The organism is Bacillus sp. BP-3 (assembly GCF_028401955.1).
GTDB lineage: Bacteria > Bacillota > Bacilli > Bacillales > Bacillaceae_G > Bacillus_A.
This window is the reverse complement of record NZ_JAQOTJ010000015.1, coordinates 1-23475: the sequence shown is the minus strand read 5'-3', so window position 1 is coordinate 23475 and position 23475 is coordinate 1. Positions and strand designations below refer to the sequence as shown.

Below are 23475 nucleotides of genomic sequence, written 5' to 3'. Positions count from 1 at the left end.
AATATATTTCTATATGTATGCAAATTTCAAATATATGGATTAGATAGGTAGAAAAGAGTGAGATTGCACTTACATTTAGTTTACATATGAGAAGAGAGTCGCGTTTGAACGTGACTCTCTTTATTATATTATGATGATGTATTTTGTAAAAATTGAGAGTACAAATCGTAAAAATAATTTGGGCGAAAAATATTTGCAGCATGACCGGCTAATGGGATTTCTTTATATGAAACATTTGGAAGGATAGACTTTAAATCGAATAAACAAGATTTATAGAGATGATCATGTTCTCCCATTACCCATAAAATTGGTTGCGTTAGTTCTCGTAATCGGGATTTTAAATCGAATTCCAAACGATGCCTTAGTGACTCTCGAATAATAGATCTGTGTAATTGTAATCCAAATCGATAGTAAATATTTTTGGAAACGATCGCAAATGGGTTTGCTTTTAGAATGCCACTTGGAAATATAGTACTTGCATACTGATATAGCCAAGAAGAGTACTCATTATTACGTTTGTCCCAAAACTTTTGAAAGACATTAAATAACTTAGAGGGGTTATTGTAATGACCTCCAATATGGCAAAGACTTAATACTTTTTCCGGGTACCTATGAGCAAATAAAGTGGCAATATAGCATCCATAGCTTAGGGCGCAAATGTGAGCTTGCTGGATCCCCTCTTTTTCATATAAATCAGATAATTGCTCTACTAATCGATCTAAAGAAAAGTCAATGGCTTGTCCTTTGTCATCACCATGGCCAAGTAAGTCGTACGTGATGATGTTATAAGATGAGGAAAATAGTTTACACTCTTTTTTAAATGCACGACGATTTCCAACTAATCCATGAATGAATATAATAGTTTTTTTCTCAAACTCTTTTTTTGTTTGCAAAAGTATGCCCCTTTCAAGTCTATGGTAGAAAAATATGTTCTACTAGAATGTTGTTATCGCTAGTAAGCTTAGGCACTGATTATGCTCGGAATATTGAAATAGATGAAGAATATAACTTTATATAATAATAGAAATCATATGCCCCTTTTTTTAGGGGGCGAGAGCATCTGGCCATGCATAGAAGCGGTCAGTGCCTTTTCCTGTCACATGCAAGGTTTAAAACAAAGAGAGAAAGCAAGTGTAGGTCATTTTTTATTCTGCAAAGAATCGACTTATACGCAAAGGAAATCAAAATATCTATATAAGTTAAGTTGTTTTTCATGTTTAGTAGATTGAGTATAACTATCTTTAAGTACCAGGTAATAATACCAGATGATTGTATGAGTTGTAAAGATAACTTTCCAACATGGGTGTATTAATCTTAGGTATATCGGAAACTGTAAAATAATTCAATTTATTAATTGCTGACGTAGTCATCAAAAAAGAGGATCTTCCAAGTATTTGTATAGTATTCATTTTGTAAAAGTATAGTGAAAACTATGCGAACTGAATTTCATGTCTTTTAATTACAGCCATCCATCATTTTTTTTAATGGTTTCTATTAAAATAATTCATTTTATTTATTTCTATTATAAATATATAATAGCGATTAGGTGAGTGTATAGGACTGTTAGCTATTTTCTTTCGTTTTTAATTTAGATGTGAAAGATTAAAAATGTATAAAGTTTACCTATGAAGCTAACTATTTCTATGAGAATAGTTAGCTTCATAGGTGTTTGAGAAAAGGTTTTATTTCATATATTTTCTAATACCATTTTTCATTATGATGGAAATGTAGTTATAACAATGAATTGATGATACCAAAATCTTGTAATCTTTATACATACATAAACCGTAATTTATGCTATTGAGGATGAAATAATGATTGTACAACAGGAGGCATTATTATGGAGCTGCGTCATTTGAAAACTTTTATTATTGTAGCAGAGAGCGGAGGGTTTACACGGGCTGGGGAAAGACTCGGATATACACAATCAACAATCACAAATCATATTCAATCTTTGGAAGAAGCAATTGGAAGTCCGTTGTTTGATCGCCTCGGTAAAAAGATAGTTTTAACTGAAGTAGGAGAGCATATGCTTTCTTACGCGCAAAAAATATTGGCATTATCAAATGAGGCACTGGAATCATCTCAAATGAACGGCAAACCATCAGGAACGATACGTATTGGGGCAAATGAGTCTTTAATGATATATCGATTACCTGTTATTTTATATGAATTTAAAAAGAAGTATCCGCAAGTCCATATCATTTTACAGCCATCAGAGAGCCAGGAGTTGCATAATGAATTGAAGTCAGGGAAATTTGATTTTGCTTTATTTACAAATCCAGAAAAACTAGGTGTAGATATTGTCACTCGTTCACTTGTTAGAGAAACGATTGTGCTTGTTGCTCCGCCGGGGCATCCGTTAACGAAGCAAAAAGTTGTTACTCCTGCTGATTTGGAAGGAGAAATGTTATTGCTTACTGAGCCAGGAAGTTATCGAGACTTACTAGAAAAATGGCTAAAAGAAGAAGGGATTAGCTGTTCACGTATTCATTTTTGGAGTATCGAGGCAATTAAACAAACTGTTATGTGCGGGCTAGGGTTATCGTATTTACCGCTTATTACAGTTAAGGAAGAAATTGAGCGTGGAAAGTTAATCGCGCTGCCGTGGATGTACAGTGAGGATTTTGTTACAACTGAACTGGCGTATCATAAAAATAAATGGTTGACTCCAGCGATGAAGAAGCTGATAGAAATGATAGAGAAACATGCAGAGAACTGGCGAGAGACAATTTAGTTTCCTAAGGTGTATAGAGATTAGAATAAAAGAAACACCTAGGAATAGACGGGAGGAAAACGTAATGAATGAACGTATGAAAGAAATTATACTTGTTGTAGTTGGATCGCTATTATTCGCGATTGGAATTAACTTTTTTGCTATTCCAAATCGATTATCAGAAGGAGGAATTATCGGTCTTACGGTAATTACTTACTATTTGTTTGATTGGTCTCCTGGTACTGTAAACTTAATAATGAATGCTATCTTACTTGCAATTGGTTATAAATTTTTTGATAAGAAAACGATGATATATACAATTCTTGGGATTATATCCACATCATTCTTTTTGTATATCACAGAAGGTGTGGCAACTCCAGTAAATAATGATACATTATTAGCAGCTCTGTTTGCAGGAGTTTTTGTTGGGGTTGGTTTAGGATGTATGTTTCGTGCGGGTGGTACATCAGGCGGTTCAGCTATTATAGCTAGGTTAGCAAATCAATATTTAGGCTGGAGCGTTGGAAAAGGTGTACTCATTATCGATATCGTTGTTATTGCTGGCTCAGTATTTATTATTGGACAAGAGAAAGCTATGTATACACTTGTTGCGGTCTTTATCGGTGCAAAGGTTATTGATTTTATTGTGGAAGGGTTAGATACAAAAACAGCAGTGACTATTATTTCAAATTATCCAGATATTATTCGAGAAGCCGTTATGCAAAATATGACACGTGGTGTAACAGTATTGGAAGGACGAGGCGGTTACACAGGAAATAATAAGGAAGTGTTATATGTTGTTATTAATAAACAAGAACTTGTTCAATTAAAACAAGTTGTGAGCCGAAAAGATAACAATGCCTTTGTCGTTATTCATGATGTACGAGATGTATTAGGCGGCGGCTTTAAAGCAAGTTAAAAAATCTAGCCTTCAAATAATTGGAGGCTAGATTTTTTTGTATAGTAAAAAGTTATTATGGTTCTATGTTGGAAATCATGGCAATTGAGAGGGAAATTACTCGGGATTTATAAAATATCTGTTTTAATTTCAATGTAGTTATATCATAATAAAACGATGTATTTTGTAACGAAAAGCTATTCTTTTTGTATTATGAATGCTTACAAAAATGTAAGGTTGCTGAAATGTAATTCGATTCTATGGGTGCTACTTTTCAATTAAATTAATAGAAGATGCTTTGAAAGGAGAAGTGAAATGAAAACAGACATGGAGGTAACAAGTAGAAGTGAAAAGAAAAGGAAGCGCTCTAAAAAAAGAGTTTTTATATGGTTTTTAATAATTCCTGTGCTGTTTCTTGTTATTGGAGGAATAGGCTACAGTTCCTTTATATATAGTAAAGCAAAAGCGGTTGTAAGTAATTCATACGCTGAAATAAATAAGTCTGATAAACGCGATACAGAAGTGGCTCCTTTAAAAGATAATATTTCTGTTTTAATTATGGGTGTAGATGAAAGTGAGCAAAGGAAAAGTCAATATGGTGAAGCGGTTCGTACGGATGCCTTGTTATTAGCGACAATCAATAAAGATGATAAATCAGTAAAGTTAGTTAGCATTCCTCGCGATTCGCGCGTATATATACCTTCAAAAAAGAAATTAGATAAAATTACGCATGCGCACGTATTTGGCGGGGTGGAAAGCACACGTGATACGGTTGAACGCTTTTTAAATGTTCCTATTGATTACTATGTGAAATTTAATTTTGAATCATTTATTAAAATAGTAGATTCACTTGGTGGTATTGATATTGATGTCCCGGTTACTTTTACGGAACAAGATAGTAAAGACCAGGCTGGTGCCATCCATCTTGAAAAAGGGTACCAACATTTAAATGGGGAACAAGCGCTCGCATTAGCGAGAACACGGAAAATTGATAGCGATGCAATGCGTGGTCAAAGACAGCAACTTGTAATCGAAACAATTATCAAAAAAGCAGTATCAGTTAATTCCATTACAAAACTTAGTCCATTATTAGATGCAGTGGATCAAAACTTGAAAACAAACTTAACCTTCAATGATATGTTGGCAATTACAAAAAATATGGCAGGAACAGACTTGAAGTTAGAAAAACTACAAGTACAAGGTACAGACAAACGTATTAAAGGTATTTATTATTATCAACCAGATGAGAAAAATGTAAAAGAAATATCAAAGCAATTGAATGATCACCTTGGGATTGCTGAAAAATCAGTATCCAATAAATAAGAAAAAGGTTGGCTTTTTGCTAACCTTTTTCTATTTGTTATAATCATGAGCAGCACTCGATTATGTATGAATTTTAGAACATACATAACAGGGCCGTTATTTTTTTACATCATACATTGTTAAAACAAGTTGCCGGGAAAAATTCTTAAAATGATAACTAAGAGATACCGTCTAAATCGCGAAGGGTGTTTCTTAGCTATATAAGGATATTTTCGATAGTCGAATGTAATTATGTGAATAGTTTCGCTAACATATAAAACGCAACACCCCAAATAATCACACCAGAAATTTTATTTAATAGTTGTATTCGTTTTCCGGATGCATCAACTTTCCCTAGTATCCGTCCAGCAATCGCTAATCCGATAAACCATAACCAAGAAACGAAAATTGTTGCGAAGGTAAATGCCCATTTTTCAGTTCCTATATATTGAATGGAATTTGTTCCAATCACTCCAATCGTATCTAAAATAGCATGTGGATTTAATAAAGAGACAGAAGCTGCAAATACAATTTGTTTTTTTATAGTGATTGTTTGTTCTTCATTTTTGGACGCGGTAGGTTCACTTTTCCATATTGCCCATCCCATGTAAAGAAGAAAGAAAAATCCAATTGTGTAGAGTGCAGTTGTTAACCAGGAAAATGTTAATAGTACAAGAGATACACCTTGTACAGCAACCAAAATTAAAATAGTGTCACAGGTTGCCGCCGTTATAACAACTGGAGCAGCTTTAAATAATGTAGATTGACTGGCACCTTGATTAAAAACAAACACATTTTGTACACCTAAAGGTATAATAAGTCCAAATGCAAGAATGATACCATGAAGAAATGCTTCACTCATTTTTTTACCTCCTATGTAAAAGCGTTTTTAGGGTGTAATAATTACTTATTGGTGTCTAGTATATAAAGGGAAATATCAATTGTATCCATCCATATGGATGGATGATGACCCAACCAAAATAAATACTGTAATTGTAGAAACAAAATTGGAGTGATATTATGGAACAGCTTGATTGGAAACCCAATACTTTGTCACCAATTCCTTTATATAAGCAAATTGAAGACTATATAAAAGAGAAAATTGCAAATGGAGAATGGACAATCGGTACGAAATTACCGTCTCAACGAACGTTAGCTGATGCCTTTAAAGTGAACAGAAGTACAATTGTTACTGCATTAGATGAATTAGCTGCTCAAGGATTAATCGAAGGAAAAGGAAGACAAGGAACGAGAGTAATAAATAACACATGGGGGCTATTAACTTCTTCGGCACCTCTGAATTGGAGTTCATATGTTGATACTGGAATGCATTATCCTAATTTACCTACAATTCGAGAAATTAACCGAGCAGAGTTTGATCCAAATATCATTCGATTAGGAACAGGTGAACTTTCGTCAGAACTTTTGCCGCAAGAGAAGACCAAGCATATTATGAATATACTTTCGAGGCAGTATATACCTTTAGGGTATGAAGAACCAAAAGGGGATATTTTACTACGCGAGCAGCTAGCAAAGTATTTACAAACGTTAGGAATACAAGCATCTCCTTCAACTATTTTAGTTGTTTCAGGCGGCATTCAGGCTTTACAGTTAATTTCTATGGGGATATTACAAAAAGGAGCAACAATTTTAGTAGAAAAACCCTCTTACTTATATTCTCTTAACATTTTTCAGTCAGCAGGGATGCGTTTAATTGGTATTCCGATGGATCAAGATGGAATACAACCAACACTTATCTCAAAATATAAAAAGCAATTTCATGGCTCGCTGCTTTATACTATTCCTTCTTTTCATAATCCGACTGGTACCTTGATGAGTCACAAGAGAAGAAAGACGCTTGTAGAAACTTGTAATGAAATTGGTCTACCTATAGTAGAAGATGGAGTGTATCAAGATTTGTGGTTTGTCTCGCCATCTTCAAAGCCATTAAAAGCGTATGATAGAAGTGGGAGTGTTCTTTACATAGGAAGTATGTCTAAGATAATTAGTCCAGGTTTGAGAATTGGCTGGATTGTAGGACCAGAGGCTGTTATTAATCGATTAGCAGATATTAAAATGCAAACAGATTATGGATCAAGTTCTTTGTCACAACGAGTTGCTGCTCAGTGGCTTTTGGGCGGATTGTACGAAGAACATTTAGATTATATTCGACGACAGTTACAAATGCGTAGGGATATTGCATTGCATGCATTGAAAACACATTTTGCGCATATTGCAACGTGGAATGTACCAGAAGGTGGTTTTTACATCTGGTTACATATAAATTTGAAAATTTCTATGCAGGAACTATTTTATAAAGCTTTACAAGAAGGTATTTTACTGAATCCAGGCAATTTGTATGATCGGCACGCTGAGCAACATTTGCGAATTTCTTACTCTTATGCATCACTGCACGATATTGAAAAAGGAATTGAAAAGCTTGCACGAATTATACAAGAAATAGAACAATAAATACGATAAGATAAAAGGGGAATAAAAATGAAACGCTATGTCATTTGCCAAGTGATAAATGGAACAAAATATTTAGCTGCTTATGCAGAAACAAAACAAGAAGCGATTGAAAAAGCAGAACTGTTAGGGTTAAGAACGGGAGAGCGTTATATAGTTATTACGGAGGAAGAAGCAGAGGGATTGCAATATCCGTAACAGGATGGTAGCCATTATGGCTACCGTCTTTTTATTTGTGTGTAGTAAGACTCCTATGATGAAAGGAGAAGGGAACAATTGTCCGTACAGCCCTTATTAACGAAAGTAGCACTTTTCCTTACGTACATATTTTTTGATATTATAATAGATAGTTATTATTAGGAAGATTAAGCATAAAATTTTTTGTGTTTTCTGCAACTTTTCGTGATGTAAGAACGTGTTATATGTGAAAGGGGGATGGAATTGGCGATTGAGAAAATATATAAGCTGTATATAAATGATGTATATCGCTATTTGTATTCTCTTTCTCGTAGTCATCATGTGGCAGAAGATCTTGTCCAAGAAACATTTTATCGAGCTTATTTGTATTTAGAAGATTACGAAAATCAAAACGTAAAGTCTTGGTTGTTTAAAGTGGCGTATCATACTTTTGTCGACTATATAAGGAAAGAGAAAAGGGTATCTTTTGTAGGGGAAAGTTTATTAGAGACATTACAGGCTAGTGATTCGACTGAGGAATATGTGGTGGCGAAAAATAGTTATGAAAAGCTTATTGGATTCATTCATACATTACCAATTATGGAAGCTCAGTGCATTTTACTATGTGATGTGCATCAGTTAACGTATGAAGAGGGAGCTTCTGTACTTGATATAAAGTTAAATACATATAGAAGCCATGTGTTTCGAGGGAGAAAAAAACTTCAGAAATTAATAAAGGGGGAGAATAGTCACAATGACAAAAGATAAATCGCCTTCTGACCAAGAAGGATATAAAGAATTCTTAAATGAAGCACTTCAGCAAACGGTAACACCTTTTGCAGAGGAAAAACAAGATCAAGCGTTGAAAAAAGGAAGAAACCGAGCAAGATTTACAAATATATGTTTAGTTCTTACGTTCTTATTATGTATACAACCGATTTTGTATATTGCAACGATGGTTTACTATAATTTTAGTCCAACAAATGCTTCAGAAATTCGTAAAGTAACAAAACAAACGTTAAGTATTACTGAGCCAAATGTTTATATGAAGGAAAGATATATGAAACAAACATTGTTGCCATTTAGTTTGCAATTGCAGTTTGATTTATCCAAAAGAGTGGGGAAGAAAGATGTTCGTATCGGAACAGAAAATATACATTATCTATTTAGTACGCCAAAAAAAGTAAATCGAAATTATACAATTGATGAACCAATTCCTGAAGTGCAGTATAAAGATAATGAAGTGCTGTTTCATCCAGATAATTATTATACATCGTATGACAGTGGAAATGAACGAGAGGTACTACAAGGCCTACCGAAAGAATCTGTTGTAGAAGTGTATGTGTCTTTTCGTGAGCTACTTAGCATACAGACGGTGAATGAAACCTTTAAAAATGTAGATGTTGTCTGGTATGCGGTAGATACAGGGTTAGAAAAAAAACGAGGAAAGCATGATGGATATTACGTTGCTCCAATTGGTTTTCCAGCAGACATCATTTCAAATCTTGAGGGCCCTTTTTCGAATGAAACACCTCATGAAAAACAGTTTGTCAATATTTTGAAATCATTACAGAAACATGAGAAATTAGCAGAGGAAATTGCACGAGCGAAAACGTTAGAACTACCAAAGCGCATTGCTTATATTGAAAAGAATGGAATTAAATCGTATGGAGCGGTAATTACTGGGCCGAAGGAAGAAATTGAAAAAATATTAGAAAATGAATATATAAGAAAATGGAAAGTGGGTGAAACAAGATTATGGAATTGGCATTCTTAAGAAAACGAAAAACAGGTATGTATAAACAAGAAACGTGGTTAGGAACATTTTCCTTGTTGTTAGCGTTAATCACTTTATTATATATAAATATTACTATGATGTTAGAAGATGTATTTATAGGAGAATATGCCTATGTGATGATACAAGTTGGATTAGTGTGTTCCGTAATAGCAATGATTACAAAACAAAAGAGTCGGAAACGTGCGATATGGGCGTTTAGTTTATATGCGTTTATGCTTATATTTATCTTTTTCTCATTTATGTTAGCTTGGATGTTAAACCCAATGCCATGATAAAAGGTATTATAAAAATCCTCTCCCATGATATTACTTAGTAGGATTGGATATTTGTTTTCTTCAGTGAAAATGAATTAGAAAACATGAACAAATTTTTTTTGTACGAAGAGAAGTTGAATTTTGACGGAGATATTAAATATTCATAGAAGAATATATGCTATATGCTAAAGGAGGAGAAAAATGAGCCGAATTCAACATATAAGACAGAAAGAAAAAGAGTATCACGAACATTGCTATGCTAATCATAAATTATTTGAAGAAGGATCATGGTTACATAAGCCAGTTTCGGGTGTTATTGAGATGATGAATTTATTTCAAAATCAACAAAGCGTTACTGTATTGGATTTTGGATGCGGGGTTGGCAGAAACAGTATTCCGATTGCGCAAAGAATGAAAGCAGGGAAAGTTGTATGTGTAGACTTGCTTTTTTCCGCACTGCATCGATTGCAGCAATATAGTTATGATTTTAACGTTGCTGATCGTATTCGAACTGTAGAGAGTCATATTGAAGAGTATCAAATTATCGCAAATGAATACGATTACATTGTGGCTGTATCTAGTTTAGAGCATGTCCCTTGTAAAAATACCTTGGAAAAAGTATTGCATAATATGAAAATTGGGACGAAAGATAACGGAGTTAATTATATTGTAATAAATTCTAGTGTAGAAGAATTTGATATGAACACAAATGTAAGATTGAATCCTTTATTTGAAGTAAATCTTTCAACAGAAGATATGCTTTGTTTACTAGGCAAGGTATATACAGGATGGGAAGAACTAAACGTAGAAGTAAAACCGCTAGAATATCAGATTGTAAGGGATGGACAGCCAGTTTTATTAAAAACAAATGCAATTACTTGTTGTGTAAAGAAAACCCTTTGAAAATATATAAGTAAGTCTTTTGAATTTACGTTTTGAAGGAAAGAAGAACTAAATTAAAATTTTACTGCTCGAAGTTTTATATTATTGCTTATCATAATTAGTAGTTTGGCTGTGTAAAGCGCGAGATGGTTCGCTACGATATTGACGTATATACTGTTTAAAATTCCAAGCGCTTAGAAACTTCTCAGCTGCTCGATAGCCAGAATGAAAAAGCCATTCTTTTTCTTCATCACTTAAATTGAAGTTTGTACTTGTAATATTTCCAGTAGGGATTTTAATTGTGCGTGCCCTTGCTTCTGTATTGAGATAGCGTAAATCGTGGGCTTGCATCATTGTTTTAAATAATCCTTTAAACATGGAAACAGGTTCTTCATAATGCACAGGTTCAGCTTGAATTTCGGCTTTCACGAAATGAAATCCAAAAGTAGGCCAGCGTGGGATGTTTGATGAGTCAAAAATCCATATCGGATAATTACTGAGAATACCCCCATCAAGCATATAGCAAGGTTGCTTCCACTTAGGAGTTTTCCATTTTACAGGTTGAAAAAAGAAAGGAATCGTACTGCTCATTCTTGCTGCTTTTGCAATAGAAAATTTTTTATCTGAAAATCCATATTGCGGTAAGTCGTCGGGAAAAATGACCATTTTACCATTGCTAATATCAGACGCAACAATTTTTAAACCGTTGGGATTAGATAAGTCGCTAAAACAATAAACTCCTTTTTGGGATAGTAAATCTTCCAACCATTGTTCTATAAAATCATTTTTATATATTCCCATTTTGAACCATACATTTACTCCTTTTCCGATAAAGGGGATTTTATCCAACCATGTTTTTGTGAGAAAGTTTGTATAATTAGCATCCTTTATAATTGTTCTCAATTCTTTTCCTGTATAACCGCATGCGAGCAGTGCAGCTATAATAGCACCGGCTGATGTGCCGGCTACTCGCTCCCATTCATAACCATGCTCTTCTAATGCGCAAATTGCTCCAACATGTGCAATTCCTCGAACTCCGCCACCTTCAAAGACACCATCTATTTTCATAATCGCGGTTCCTTTCAATTTATTATTTATTCAGTTAAAGAAAATAAAAAAGCACGACAAACACGTGCTTTTTTACAATAGTTGTTTAAGATTACTTAGCAGAAAAAGCCGCCGGTGCAGCTCGCTCCAATGATGATAAGAAGGATAAATAAAACGATTAATAAAGCAAAACCGCCAAATCCACAACCGCCATATCCTCCACCGCCGTAACCATATCCACAACCGCCATATCCATAACCCATATTTATTTCCTCCTAACTATAAAAATTTTGGGTAAACAAAGTGGGAATTATGAGGATGTCTTACAAAGGATGATAAGTTTGCATGTTTGTAGGAACACTGTATATTATGTGTTAGGAAGGCATTTCGATTATAATGAACAAGCCCTTTTTCATAATGGGCAGTGGAGATAGATGGAAAGATAAAAATGAAAGAAGCTTTATAAAATTTCATGATATGATGTAGATAATCATGTAGAAGAAGGAGTTTGGACGTTGAAACATATTGAAGAATTAATTGAAAAGTATCACTTAAATCATATAAAGGATGAATTGTTAATGGCGGCATTTGAATGTATAAAAGTAGTACCATCACAAGAAGCGATATTACCGATAGGGTGTTCAAAAATGGGGGGATCACCTGACTTACCAGGGGAGTTAGCATACCCTACTTATAAAGGAAACCTTCTTCACTTTGTTGCTCAGTTTAATTTAGCTGAAATTCAAGTTGTAGGTATAAAAAATGATTTGCCTGAAAAGGGCATGTTATATTTCTTTTATTTTGCTGATGATGAGCAGGAGGATTTTTATGAAGTGTACGGAAATTCGAACGTAAAAGAAGGCTGGCGTGTTTTATATTATGAAGGAGCAATAGAGGATTTACAAAAAACAAATCAAATGAAAGGGCAATATTCTCAGTGTAGAATTACATTTGAAAAGGTGCAAAAACTTCCTGAGTTGTTTATTGAGAACGAAGATGATTCAGATCGTTTCTTACAACTGTTAGAAGAATTAATACCGGATCACTATGACAATCATCAAATTTTTGGTACACCATTTTCCGTTCAAACAGAAGTGTTTGAAGAAGCACAAGTATATATGAATGTACATCACAGCGAGATGAGATTATTATTTCAGGTAGATTCTGATGAGCAACATTTGAACATGATGTGGGGAGATATGGGAATGTTATATTTCTGTATTGCAAATGAAGATATAAAGCAACGTCGTTTTGAAAATACTTGTTGTATTTTACAAAGTTTATAAATTAAAGAAGAAGCAGTTTCACGTGTGAACGGAAATTGCTTTTCTAATTTTTAGCGAGTAATGAATTAATATAGATTTACTGTATACACACGAATATATAGTTTAATGTTGTTTGAATTATTATAAAGCACATACATTTTTAAGTGGATTTCTTTCGAAATTCGTTAATTTAAATTAAAATGTATTTTCTTTTTTTATAGAAATGAGATATATTTATATATATAATAAAAAAGTTGTATAATTATTTCAATTTAAGAGGATGTGATGAAATGAAGAAATCTGTAAAATGTTTATCAACTATAGTACTTTGTTCGTCTATTATAAGTGGAACTCTTCATATGCCTTCAGTCTCATATGCTGCTACAAAACAAGTAACAGATAATAGTTCTGTAAGCGATGCGAAACTTATTGCAGCATTTCAACAAGAATTACAACGGCACTTAACTAATCATGAAACAAATATTACAATTGTTTATAAGACAAAGAATTCAAACATAAAAGAGGTTTTGAATACACTGGTGCAAGCTTATAACCAAACGTTAGAAAAGGATGAATATTTAAAATATAATGTGAGCGGTGCGAAATTTTCGATTCGTGGTGTACCAGGGAATTATTCATTTACATTGAATATTTCATACCGAGAAACGAAAGAGCAATCACAGTACGTGATGAAGCAAACGAAATCAATTGTAAATTCAATAATTAAAGTCGGAATGGATCAAAATGAAAAAGTAAAAGCTATTCATGACTATGTAGTGAAAAATGTTTCATATGACACATCACTGCGTTCCTATACTGCATACGACGCGTTAGCAAAACATTCTGCAGTTTGTCAAGGATATGCACTATTAACTTATCAATTATTAAAAGAAGCGGGAATTCAATCCCATATTGTAACAGGAACTGGAAATGGGCAGTCTCACGCATGGAACCTTGTGAATATTGATGGGAAATGGTATCACCTTGATACGACATTTGATGATCCAATTCCGGATAAACAAGGACGTGTTACGTATTCTTATTTTAACATGTCCGATGAACAAATGAGTAAAGATCATCAGTGGGATCGTAGTAAATATCCAGTTGCAAATACAAGTTACTATAATGAACTAACAAATAAAATTAAAGCAGGAAATAAGAAAGCTCCTATTTATCAACAAATCTTAAAAGATACAAATCTTGTTTATTTAGCGGCAGAATTTGGAGCTGAAAATTATAACCAGTTAAAACAAAAATTACAGCAAAAATTTACAACGAAACAAGAAAAAGTAGAGTTGCGTTATCATCAACCAGTTAATAACACGATGAATGATGTTAAAAAAGTATTGAATGAAGTTGCTTGGCCAAAAGGAGCAAAGCGAGTGTCATATCAGGTAGCTCCTTACCAGGCTCAAAATGGATATTCATTGTTAACAATTACATTTTCATATTAATCACAAAAAAGAGCATCTTTATGAAGATGCTCTTTTTTGTGATTAATATGGTTCGGTCGCTTGTAAAATAGCGTCTAACAATCCTGGGAATCTCTTGTTTATGTCTTCTGTCCTGATAGAGATGAAGCGTTGTGTTCCTTCGATTCTCGTATACATAACACCGGACTCTCGCAAAACTTTAAAGTGATGAGAGAGTGTAGATTTTGCGATTGGGATGTTTAAAGCACCGCAAGACTGTTCACCACATGTCAGTAAGTTGTTTACAATTTGTAATCGGATTTGATCACTAAGTGCATACAACACAGAGGAAAATTGGATTTCCTCACGATTTGGATGATATAGAGTTCGCATTTTTTCACCTGCTTTTAAAAAATGTATTTTATTTTCTATTTGCGGATAGAAAATTTCACACCGTAATATTAAAAATTAAATACGATAAGCCCAATTGATGAGAGCGTTTTATTGTTTGAGAAGATTTATTCTATTTGCACTATAACACATATCATGATATATTTCTATATTTCGAATATATTCGAATTATAGAAATATAAAGGGGATAGAAAAATGAAATTGGCAACTTTACAGAAGGCAGAATTGGAAGTTTCACAAATTGGTTTTGGAACAAATGCGGTTGGAGGCTACAACTTATTCTCAAATATTGATGAAGCAGAAGGGAAGAAAATGATAGAAGAAGCTTTGTATCAAGGAGTTACTTTTTTTGATACAGCTGATGTATACGGATTTGGACGTTCAGAAGAGTTGTTAGGAGAGGTGTTACGAAGCAAACGAAAAGATATTGTACTTGCAACGAAAGGTGGGGTACAAAAGTTATTAGGAGCTACTACCCGTATAAACAATGAACCTAGTTACATAAGAACAGCTGTAGAAAGTAGTTTAAAACGATTACAGACAGACTATATAGATTTATATTATTTGCACTTTTCAAATCCAGAAATTCCATTTACAGAATCTGTAGGGGAATTAGTGCGTTTAAAAGAAGAAGGAAAGATACGAGCGATTGGTATTTCAAATGTCAATATTGAGCAGTTAAAAGCAGCAAATCAGTATGGGGATATTGCTGTTTTGCAATCATCATATAACATGTTAGATTGGACTGCGGAAAAAGAATTAATTCCGTATTGTATTGAACAAAATATTTCATTTATCCCATACGGACCTCTTGCTTTTGGGATTTTAGGTGGTAAATATCCTAGGAATTTGCAATTAAGTGAGGGGGACTGGAGAAGGAGTATTTCTTTATTTGAAGAGGATGTATATAAGAAGAATTTTGTGAAAGTAGAAAAACTAAAGAAATTTGCAATTGAAAGAAGGATGACTATGCCGAATTTAGCGTTAGCTTGGTTGCTTGCACAAGACGGAGTTGATGTTGTCATTCCAGGAGGAAAACAGGTAGAACAAATAAGGGAAAATGTAAAAATAAATGATTTTACCTTACTTAAGAGTGATTTGCAAATGATTCAATCTATTTTAGAAGATGAATAAGTTAAAAGTCGCATGATTTGCTTTTATGAATAAATAGAAAGGGTGGTTATAGTGAAGAAAACGATATTTTTATTTTTTTTGATTATGTTTATGATAGGAACAGATACATTTTTAATTTCCCCCCTCTTACCTACGCTGCAAGAGTTATATAATGTCTCTACTGAAATATCAGGTTGGATGGTAAGTGCATACGCATTAGGATATGCTATATTTGCGTTAATTGCTGGTCCTATTTCTGATGGTCTAGATAGAAAACGGGTTATAATAGGTGGAATGATATTTTTTTCAATTAGTACGTTTTTATGTGGTATAGCTCCTGCTTTTTGGTGGATGATTACCTTTCGTTTTTTAGCTGGTGTTAGCGCAGCTTTTGTATCACCGCAAGTATGGGCGTCTATTCCGCTTCTTGTATCACCTCAGCATATTATGAAATGTATAGGAATTGTTACAGCTGGGTTATCTTTGTCACAAATGTTTGGATTACCTATCGGAGCTTATCTGGCATCTATTCATTATTCTACTCCGTTTTTTGTAATTGGAATATGTTCGGCTATATTGGGGATACTCATATATTTTACACTGCCTCATCTACGGCCGTTACAACAAGAATTTCAAAAACAAACCGTTTTTAGTCGTTATAACCAGTTATTACATGTATCAAAAACAGTACCATCATTTTTTGCTTATTTCTTATTTCAAACGGGAAACTTTGCAGCCTTTTCATTTTTGGGCAAATGGTTATCAGATCAATTTCAATTAGAATTAAATGAAATTGGAATCGCTATGCTTATATTAGGATTTGGGAATTTAACAGGTAATTTGTTTGGGGTTAAAGTTGTCAATAAATTTGGTAAGACCTGCTCGTTATATGGGGGGATAATTGTACTTGTTGCTTTGTATTTGATATTGCCTCACTTAAAATATGTGTTACTTATAGAGGTATTCTTCTTTATTATATTTTTTATAACAGGTATTTTATTTGCCATTATGATGAGTGCATTACAAACACTATCACAGTCAGCAAGAGGTACTATTGCTGCGCTTACTAATTCATCAATGTATATTGGACAAATGATTGGAGCGGCTTTAGCGGGTTTTTTATATGTAATATTTCACAATTTTTCTGCAATCGGGATGTTTACAGCTAGCATGTATATTTTTTCTTTATTCATGTTTAAACGCGCGGAAATTATACAAAATATAGAACCTGAAACAAAACAAAAAATAGTTACATAATGTATATATATAAACATAAATACATTATGTAAACGTTAAAAAATAAAGCACTGTTTCATGTACGTACTAAAACAGTGCTTTTCGCTTTGGTTGAATTGTTGCAGCATTTTCATCTTTAATACCGGCTTCTTTAATAATACGTTGCTTTGCTTTATCTAACAAATCGTTTACTGTTTCACCAAAATAGTTTGCTTCTCGCCTTGTGCGGGCTGCTCGTAAACATTTGTAGTTTTCCATCAGCTCCTCTTTTTCAGAGTCTGTTAAGAAATCTTCTATCTTTTTGTTTGTCATACGAAACACCCTCTCTTCTGACAGACGCTTTCATTCAGAGTTTTTATTTTCCATTATACCAACAAATTACAAGTTGTAGTACATATTAACGCTTTAATAATTTGTCAATTTCTTGTATTTTTTCGTTAGCCTTATTCATTTGTGCATTCTTTGCTTGTTCTCCTCCAAGTGCTTGATGGAGTAAAAATGTTTGACCAGAAATTGCAGTAACGATTGCAACCTTAATGATTTCTTTTATAGTTGTCGCATCAAATAAAACAAGGCCCAGTAGCGCAGCGAGGCTACCAGTGATGATATCAGCTAAAAAACCAAGATGGAAAAATGTTTTTAAGCGGCGTGGAAGCAATAATTTGCCTTGATGATTGATAAGATGGGCAACAAAACCGGTAATTCCACCAATGAGAAGAGCTGTTAGCCACGAATACATATCCATCAAACCCACTCCTTTTAGTAAATATCATTCTGTTTTTGATGTACTTACTCCTTTTAAAATTTTAGATGTGCATATTGAGAAAGTTTGTTTGGAAAATGTTTTTGTTATATAAGATTTAGTCAGATAATTCTGTTATAAGGGGTAGATATTTTATTTGAAATTTCATATAATATAATTAAATCTAAAAAGAACGGAGTGATGTATTATGGCGAGTGTTTATAAAATGTATGCGGTTAATACAAATAAGGAAGGAACGGGCGAGGCTTTTTAAAGAATCGTTTTATCCTTCCGCAGAAAATGCTAGGGAGGATTCGAGAGTGAATCGTAATTATTTAATGGAATTTGGATGGGATACACATTTTGAAGATCAATTATCGGAGCAATATGAAGTAGGACGGGTTTTATTAGAGCATAAACATACGTATCGGATTATATGCGAAGATGGTGAATATGTAGCTGAGTTAACAGGGAAATTTCGTTTTGAAGCAATTGAGAAGGGGAATTATCCTGCAGTAGGTGATTGGGTAAGTATAACGAAATTGCCAGAAGAAAAGAAAGCAATGATTCATACAGTGCTTCCAAGAAAAAGTTCTTTCTCTAGAAAAGTAGCTGGAGAGAAAACAGTGGAACAAATTGTAGCAGCAAATGTGGATTATCTCTTTTTAGTTAATGCGTTAAATGCTGATTTTAATGTAAGGCGCATTGAGCGTTATTTATTGTTAGCATATGAGAGCGGAGCGATGCCTGTCGTTATTTTAACAAAGAGTGATTTATGTACAAATGTAGAGGAAAAAATAATGGAGACAGAGGCAGTTGCGATTGGAGTACCTATTTTTGCAGTTGATAGTTTGCAGCAAACAGGGATAGACCGATTGAAACAATTTTTACACCTAGGAAAAACGGTTGCGCTTATTGGCTCTTCGGGAGCAGGGAAATCCACGTTACTGAATGCTTTAATGGAAAACGAAGTGGCTAAAACAGGTGAAATTCGTGAGAGTGATAGTAAAGGAAAGCATACGACAACACATCGAGAATTGTTCCAATTACCATCGGGTGCACTTGTAATTGATACACCGGGAATGAGAGAGCTTCAGCTTTGGGAAGGGAGCGGTGCAATGCACGCAACTTTTTCTGATATTGAAGAAATTGCTCAAAAATGTCGCTTTCGAGATTGTCAACATGAAAATGAGCCTGGTTGTGCAATTCGTGCTGCGATTGATGAGGGAACATTGGAGAAAGCTCGATTGTTCAATTATAAAAAATTACAAAAAGAAATTGCTTATGCAATGAGAAAGCAGGATGCTCTTTTGGCCCGTGCAGAGCGAAATAAGTGGAAGAGCATAACAAAACAAATAAAGAAGAAAAAGTAAAAGAAAACTCCAAGGCATATACGCTTTTGGAGTTTTTTTATGTATTTGTAATTTATATTAGAACATTAAAATGTAACATTTTGTATATAGACAAAGATAATTTGATTATATAGAATTTGTAATATAGTGATTTAAAAATGTCGTACATTTAACGAATTCGTATTCTTCTTTACTGTATACACTTTTAAAATATCATCTTCGATAGAACATAAAGGGGTGGGCTGTATGTCAAAGTTGTCTAAATTATTTCTGCAAATGAATGTAGGAAAAAAACTTCTACTTTCATTTTTTGTCATTTTAATCTCTGCTGTGTCTGTAATTGGTACTATGTCTTATCAAAATGCAAAAAAGAATTTTGATAGTCAAATTACAAGTAGTGCAAGTCAAAATATTAAAGTACTAGATAGTTTAATTAATCAAATGATTAATGCAAAGTATAATGATGTTACCCATTTTTCTAAAGTGATTCAGCGTAATATGTATGAGACTGAAAATGGAGAAAGTATTAGGAGAATATTTACAGAGTATGCAAGTTTACATCCTGAGATCATATACACGTATGTAGGATTTGATAATGGGGCATATATTCAAGAACCAAACGAACAAATACCGGCAGATTTTAATCCAAAAGAGCGTCCTTGGTACATAGATGCAATGAAGCAAAACGGTGGCATTGTGATAACACCCCCATATAAAGACGAAATTACTGAAGAAGTTGTTGTGACAATCTCGAAAAAATTAGATGATGGCAGTGGCGTTATCGCTATTGATTTAAAGCTTGATAGCTTATTAAAAACAACAAAAATGATTAATATTGGTAAAGAAGGATATGCATTTATTTTAGATCAAAATCAAAATATTGTAGCTCATCCACAAGAGAAGTCAGGTACAAAAGCACCTGATGTTTGGGCGAAACCAATGTATCAAGAAAATCATGGAACGTTCACATATTCATATGGAGATTCAGATAAGAAAATGGTCTTTGCAACGAATGCGAAAACGGGCTGGAAAGTTGGCGGTACGATGTACGTGAATGAAGTCACTACAGCGGCGGCGCCTATCTTTTACAATACGTTAATCGTTGCAGCGATTGCCCTTTTATTAGGTGGAGTGATTATATACTTTATTACGCTTTCCATTACAAAACCTTTAAAACAGTTAGTAGTCTCTTCTCATAAAATTAGTGAAGGCGATTTAACAGAAACCATTGAAATTCGTTCAAACGATGAAATTGGTCAGCTAGGAAAAAGCTACAATGAAATGGCTGGGTCACTGCGTGAGTTGATTTCAAGAATTAACTCTTCAGCAGGTCACGTAGCCGCTGCATCAGTAGAACTAACGGCAAGTGTGAGACAAGCAAGTGAAGCGACTGAACAAATTACAATGGCAATTGATCAAGTGTCAAGCGGTGCAGCAACACAAACAAAAGGTGTTGAACAAGGCGCAATGTTACTTCATGAAGTAACAGAAGGAATTCAACGTGTGACAGATACTTCATCTGTTATTGCAACTTCATCTGCATATACACGTCAAAAAGCGGAAGATGGCGATCAACTTGTTGCACAAACGGTAAGTCAAATGCAGTCAATTCATCAGTCAGTTGCAGAATCTGATGCGATCATCCAATTGCTAGATAATAAATCGAAGAAAATTGGCGATATATTAGAGGTAATTCAAAATATTGCAGATCAAACGAATTTATTAGCATTAAATGCTGCAATTGAAGCAGCAAGAGCAGGAGAACATGGCAGAGGCTTTGCCATCGTTGCGGAAGAAGTTCGTAAATTAGCAGAACAATCAAGCGCATCTTCAAATGAGATTGGAAAGTTAATTACAGAAATTCAAGAGGATATGAGTAAAACAGTTAGTTCTATGAATCACGTAAATACAGAAGTGCAATCAGGCCTTGTTATTGCCGATGAAACAAAGCAAAGCTTTACTGAAATACTTCAATCTACAAGTGAGATTGCAAAACAAATTGAAAACCTAGTTCAGACAGCAAAGCAAATGTCTAAAGGGGCGGATGAAGTATCAGTTTCAGTTGGTGAAATCGCAATAACAGCGAATAACAATGCATCTAGTACACAAAATGTAGCTGCATCGGCTGAAGAACAACTGGCATCTATAGAAGAAATTAGTTCAGCTACAGGAACATTATCACAAATGGCTGAAGAGCTACAATTATTAATTGAAAGATTTAAAGTATAATGTAAAAGTGCGTGGATTAAAATTCACGCACTTTTACATTATGGCTTGAAAATACTTCGGTCACAACGATTTAGTGTATTATTTTTAAAAAGATAGATATTAAAAAGAAAGAAGAAAGGCTGCTATTTTTATAAGATCGTATGCTGATCTGTATGATTCAATTACATTTAAAATTATTTTTAGCAATTGAAATGAGAATAATACTTGGAATTATGTGAAGATTGCGTAAAATACCAGCTATTACTAATGAATGTTTTCTGCTATTTGTAATCAGTAAGAGCGTCGTTCTTCAAGATTTTGAGGATTTGAAAGAAATAAAGGGGATAACAAATAGCGTTTGCCCGATGAATTTTAAGTATAGCAATTGATTGTATATAGAATTAAATCTGTATTTATGTGAAAATTTTATAATAATTATATTTATATATAGACAAATAGCGATTAATTGTATAGAATCTACAAATAATGAGTCAGAAAATGCTGTATATTCAACTGATTCATATTTTTAAAAATTATTATGTTGGATGGCACATAAAGGAGGAGCTATATGTCAAAGTTGTTTAGACCATTCCACAATATGAATGTAGGAAAAAAACTGTTTCTTTCATTTTTTGTTATTTTAATTTCTGCTGTGTCTGTAATTGGCACTATGTCTTACCAAAATGCAAAGAAGAATTTTGATAGTCAAATTACAAGTAGTGCAAGTGAAAATATTAAAGTGTTAGATAGTTTAATTAATCAAATGATTGATGCAAAGTATAATGATGCTACACATTTTTCTAAAGCCATTCAGCGCAATATGCATGAAACTGAAAACGGAGAAAGCGTTAGGAAAATGGTTTCACAGTATGTAAGTTTACATCCTGAAGTAATCCAATTGTATGTAGGAACCGATAATGGAACATTTATTCAAGAGCCCAACGTACAAATGCCGGCAGGTTATAATCCGAAAGAACGTCCTTGGTACATAGATGCGATGAAGGAAAATGGGGGTGTTGTGATATCAAGCCCATATAAAGACAAAACTACCGGGGATATTGTTGTTACGGTTTCAAAAAAATTAGATGATGGCAGTGGTGTTATTGGTATTGATTTAAAGCTTGAAAACTTATTAAAAACAACAAAAATGATTAATATCGGGAAAAAGGGATATGCATTTATTTTAGATCAAAGTCAAAATGTTGTAGCACATCCACAAGAGAAACCGGGGACAAAAGCGCCTGATGTTTGGGCAAAACCAATGTACCAAGAAAACCATGGAACATTCTCGTATACAAATGGTGGTTCAGATAAGAAAATGGTCTTTGCGACAAATGCGAAAACGAGCTGGAAAATTGGCGGTACGATGTACACGAATGAAGTCACTACAGCGGCAGAGCCCATCTTTCACAATACGTTAATCGTTGCAGTGATTGCCCTTCTTTTAGGGGGAGTGATTATTTACTTTATCACGCTTTCCATTACGAAACCTTTAAAACAGTTGGTTGTTTCTTCTCATAAAATTAGTGAAGGTGATTTAACAGAAACCATTGAAATCCGTTCAAATGATGAAATTGGTCAACTTGGAAAAGGGTTCAACGAAATGGCGGGTTCATTGCGTGAGTTGATTTCAAGAATTAACTCTTCAGCAGGGCATGTAGCTGCTGCATCAGAAGAATTAACAGCAAGCGTGAGACAAGCGAGTGAAGCGACTGAGCAAATAACAATGGCAATCGATCAAGTGTCAAGCGGTGCAGTTACACAAACAAAAGGTGTTGAACAAGGGGCAATCTTGCTTCAAGAAGTGACAGAAGGAATTCAACGTGTGACAGATACTTCATCTTCTATCGCATCATCATCTGCATATACACGTCAAAAAGCAGAGGATGGTGATAAACTCGTTGAGCAAACGGTAAATCAAATGCAATCGATTCATCAGTCAGTTGCAGAATCTGATGCAATCATCCAATTGTTAGATAATAAGTCAAAGCAAATTGGTGATATATTAGAAGTGATTCAAAATATTGCAGATCAAACGAACTTATTGGCGTTGAACGCTGCAATTGAAGCAGCAAGAGCAGGAGAACATGGCAGAGGCTTTGCCATCGTTGCAGATGAAGTACGTAAATTAGCAGAACAATCAAGCTCATCTTCAAATGAGATTGGAAAGTTAATTACAGAAATTCAAGAGGA

The 23475-nt window shown here is 34.0% G+C and carries 23 protein-coding genes and 1 pseudogene; 17 read left to right on the top strand and 7 right to left on the bottom strand.

All coding sequences use genetic code 11. From position 1 onward, the window contains the following. Nucleotides 1–128 precede the first annotated feature (128 nt). The gene (locus PLX19_RS19895) at nucleotides 129–893 is read right to left on the bottom strand and encodes an alpha/beta fold hydrolase (RefSeq protein WP_272190521.1); all 765 of its coding nucleotides are present in this window, start codon (nucleotides 891–893) and stop codon (nucleotides 129–131) included. Between the two features lie 947 nt (nucleotides 894–1840). Here PLX19_RS19895 and PLX19_RS19890 point away from each other — a divergent pair. The 3 genes from PLX19_RS19890 to PLX19_RS19880 all read left to right on the top strand — a co-directional run bounded on the left by PLX19_RS19890 (nucleotide 1841) and on the right by PLX19_RS19880 (nucleotide 4937). Next, the gene (locus PLX19_RS19890; RefSeq protein WP_272190520.1) at nucleotides 1841–2737 is read left to right on the top strand and encodes a LysR family transcriptional regulator; all 897 of its coding nucleotides are present in this window, start codon (nucleotides 1841–1843) and stop codon (nucleotides 2735–2737) included. 64 nt (nucleotides 2738–2801) lie between these two features. Further along, on the top strand, nucleotides 2802–3635 hold the full coding sequence (locus PLX19_RS19885) for a YitT family protein (protein WP_272190519.1): 834 nt from the start codon (nucleotides 2802–2804) through the stop codon (nucleotides 3633–3635). Nucleotides 3636–3929: 294 nt separating this feature from the next. After that, entirely contained in the window at nucleotides 3930–4937 is a 1008-nt protein-coding gene (locus PLX19_RS19880) for an LCP family protein (protein WP_272190518.1), read from the top strand. 229 nt (nucleotides 4938–5166) lie between these two features. Here the strand turns inward: PLX19_RS19880 and PLX19_RS19875 are convergent, their stop codons facing one another. Next, a complete protein-coding gene (locus PLX19_RS19875) occupies nucleotides 5167–5778 on the bottom strand; it encodes a LysE/ArgO family amino acid transporter (protein WP_272190517.1) in 612 nt (203 codons plus the stop codon). A gap of 158 nt (nucleotides 5779–5936) precedes the next feature. Between PLX19_RS19875 and PLX19_RS19870 the strand changes: the two genes are divergently transcribed. From PLX19_RS19870 to PLX19_RS19845, 6 genes are all read left to right on the top strand, one after another. Further along, nucleotides 5937–7388, top strand: a complete 1452-nt coding sequence (locus PLX19_RS19870; protein WP_272190516.1) for an aminotransferase-like domain-containing protein — start codon at nucleotides 5937–5939, stop codon at nucleotides 7386–7388. A 27-nt stretch (nucleotides 7389–7415) separates the two neighbouring features. Then, nucleotides 7416–7583 (top strand): DUF3933 family protein, encoded by a 168-nt coding sequence (locus PLX19_RS19865; RefSeq protein WP_090911955.1) that lies wholly within the window; start codon nucleotides 7416–7418, stop codon nucleotides 7581–7583. 243 nt (nucleotides 7584–7826) lie between these two features. Next, the gene (locus PLX19_RS19860; protein WP_272190515.1) at nucleotides 7827–8330 is read left to right on the top strand and encodes a sigma-70 family RNA polymerase sigma factor; all 504 of its coding nucleotides are present in this window, start codon (nucleotides 7827–7829) and stop codon (nucleotides 8328–8330) included. After that, nucleotides 8317–9339, top strand: coding sequence for an anti-sigma factor (locus PLX19_RS19855; RefSeq protein WP_272190514.1), 1023 nt, complete (start codon nucleotides 8317–8319; stop codon nucleotides 9337–9339). Before PLX19_RS19860 ends, PLX19_RS19855 begins: the two co-directional genes overlap by 14 nt. Next, the gene (locus PLX19_RS19850) at nucleotides 9321–9632 is read left to right on the top strand and encodes a hypothetical protein (RefSeq protein ID WP_272190513.1); all 312 of its coding nucleotides are present in this window, start codon (nucleotides 9321–9323) and stop codon (nucleotides 9630–9632) included. Before PLX19_RS19855 ends, PLX19_RS19850 begins: the two co-directional genes overlap by 19 nt. Nucleotides 9633–9815: 183 nt before the next feature. Beyond that, entirely contained in the window at nucleotides 9816–10517 is a 702-nt protein-coding gene (locus tag PLX19_RS19845) for a class I SAM-dependent methyltransferase (RefSeq protein ID WP_272190512.1), read from the top strand. 81 nt (nucleotides 10518–10598) lie between these two features. Here PLX19_RS19845 and PLX19_RS19840 read toward each other — a convergent pair whose 3' ends face one another. Both PLX19_RS19840 and yjcZ read right to left on the bottom strand, forming a co-directional pair. Next, the gene (locus PLX19_RS19840) at nucleotides 10599–11564 is read right to left on the bottom strand and encodes a patatin-like phospholipase family protein (RefSeq protein ID WP_272190511.1); all 966 of its coding nucleotides are present in this window, start codon (nucleotides 11562–11564) and stop codon (nucleotides 10599–10601) included. 95 nt (nucleotides 11565–11659) lie between these two features. Further along, the gene (gene yjcZ, locus PLX19_RS19835) at nucleotides 11660–11806 is read right to left on the bottom strand and encodes a sporulation protein YjcZ (protein WP_020060434.1); all 147 of its coding nucleotides are present in this window, start codon (nucleotides 11804–11806) and stop codon (nucleotides 11660–11662) included. Between the two features lie 252 nt (nucleotides 11807–12058). Between yjcZ and PLX19_RS19830 the strand changes: the two genes are divergently transcribed. Together PLX19_RS19830 and PLX19_RS19825 are read left to right on the top strand one after the other, a co-directional pair. Next, nucleotides 12059–12829 (top strand): YwqG family protein, encoded by a 771-nt coding sequence (locus PLX19_RS19830; RefSeq protein WP_272190510.1) that lies wholly within the window; start codon nucleotides 12059–12061, stop codon nucleotides 12827–12829. Between the two features lie 269 nt (nucleotides 12830–13098). Further along, a complete protein-coding gene (locus PLX19_RS19825; protein ID WP_272190509.1) occupies nucleotides 13099–14262 on the top strand; it encodes a transglutaminase domain-containing protein in 1164 nt (387 codons plus the stop codon). Between the two features lie 42 nt (nucleotides 14263–14304). On the opposite strand, the gene PLX19_RS19820 is transcribed toward PLX19_RS19825, so the two are convergent. Continuing rightward, the gene (locus PLX19_RS19820; RefSeq protein ID WP_272190508.1) at nucleotides 14305–14613 is read right to left on the bottom strand and encodes an ArsR/SmtB family transcription factor; all 309 of its coding nucleotides are present in this window, start codon (nucleotides 14611–14613) and stop codon (nucleotides 14305–14307) included. Nucleotides 14614–14826: 213 nt separating this feature from the next. On the opposite strand from PLX19_RS19820, the gene PLX19_RS19815 reads away from it, so the two are divergent. Next, on the top strand, nucleotides 14827–15765 hold the full coding sequence (locus tag PLX19_RS19815) for an aldo/keto reductase (RefSeq protein WP_272190507.1): 939 nt from the start codon (nucleotides 14827–14829) through the stop codon (nucleotides 15763–15765). Nucleotides 15766–15816: 51 nt separating this feature from the next. Further along, on the top strand, nucleotides 15817–17001 hold the full coding sequence (locus PLX19_RS19810; RefSeq protein ID WP_272190506.1) for an MFS transporter: 1185 nt from the start codon (nucleotides 15817–15819) through the stop codon (nucleotides 16999–17001). Between the two features lie 66 nt (nucleotides 17002–17067). On the opposite strand, the gene PLX19_RS19805 is transcribed toward PLX19_RS19810, so the two are convergent. Further along, a complete protein-coding gene (locus PLX19_RS19805) occupies nucleotides 17068–17292 on the bottom strand; it encodes a hypothetical protein (RefSeq protein WP_272190505.1) in 225 nt (74 codons plus the stop codon). A gap of 85 nt (nucleotides 17293–17377) precedes the next feature. Continuing rightward, a complete protein-coding gene (locus PLX19_RS19800) occupies nucleotides 17378–17725 on the bottom strand; it encodes a DUF4257 domain-containing protein (protein ID WP_272190504.1) in 348 nt (115 codons plus the stop codon). A 227-nt stretch (nucleotides 17726–17952) separates the two neighbouring features. On the opposite strand from PLX19_RS19800, the gene rsgA reads away from it, so the two are divergent. From rsgA to PLX19_RS19785, 4 genes and pseudogenes are all read left to right on the top strand, one after another. Further along, nucleotides 17953–19095 (top strand): ribosome small subunit-dependent GTPase A, encoded by a 1143-nt coding sequence (rsgA, locus tag PLX19_RS19795; RefSeq protein ID WP_429755561.1) that lies wholly within the window; start codon nucleotides 17953–17955, stop codon nucleotides 19093–19095. Between the two features lie 225 nt (nucleotides 19096–19320). Continuing rightward, a pseudogene (locus tag PLX19_RS26270) lies at nucleotides 19321–20364 on the top strand (HAMP domain-containing protein); the annotation flags it as partial. Further along, on the top strand, nucleotides 20356–21303 hold the full coding sequence (locus tag PLX19_RS26265; protein WP_442869073.1) for a methyl-accepting chemotaxis protein: 948 nt from the start codon (nucleotides 20356–20358) through the stop codon (nucleotides 21301–21303). The pseudogene PLX19_RS26270 and the gene PLX19_RS26265, both read left to right, overlap by 9 nt. 547 nt (nucleotides 21304–21850) lie before the next feature. Next, a partial coding sequence (locus PLX19_RS19785) for a methyl-accepting chemotaxis protein (protein ID WP_272190500.1) occupies nucleotides 21851–23475 on the top strand: 1625 nt, incomplete at its 3' end.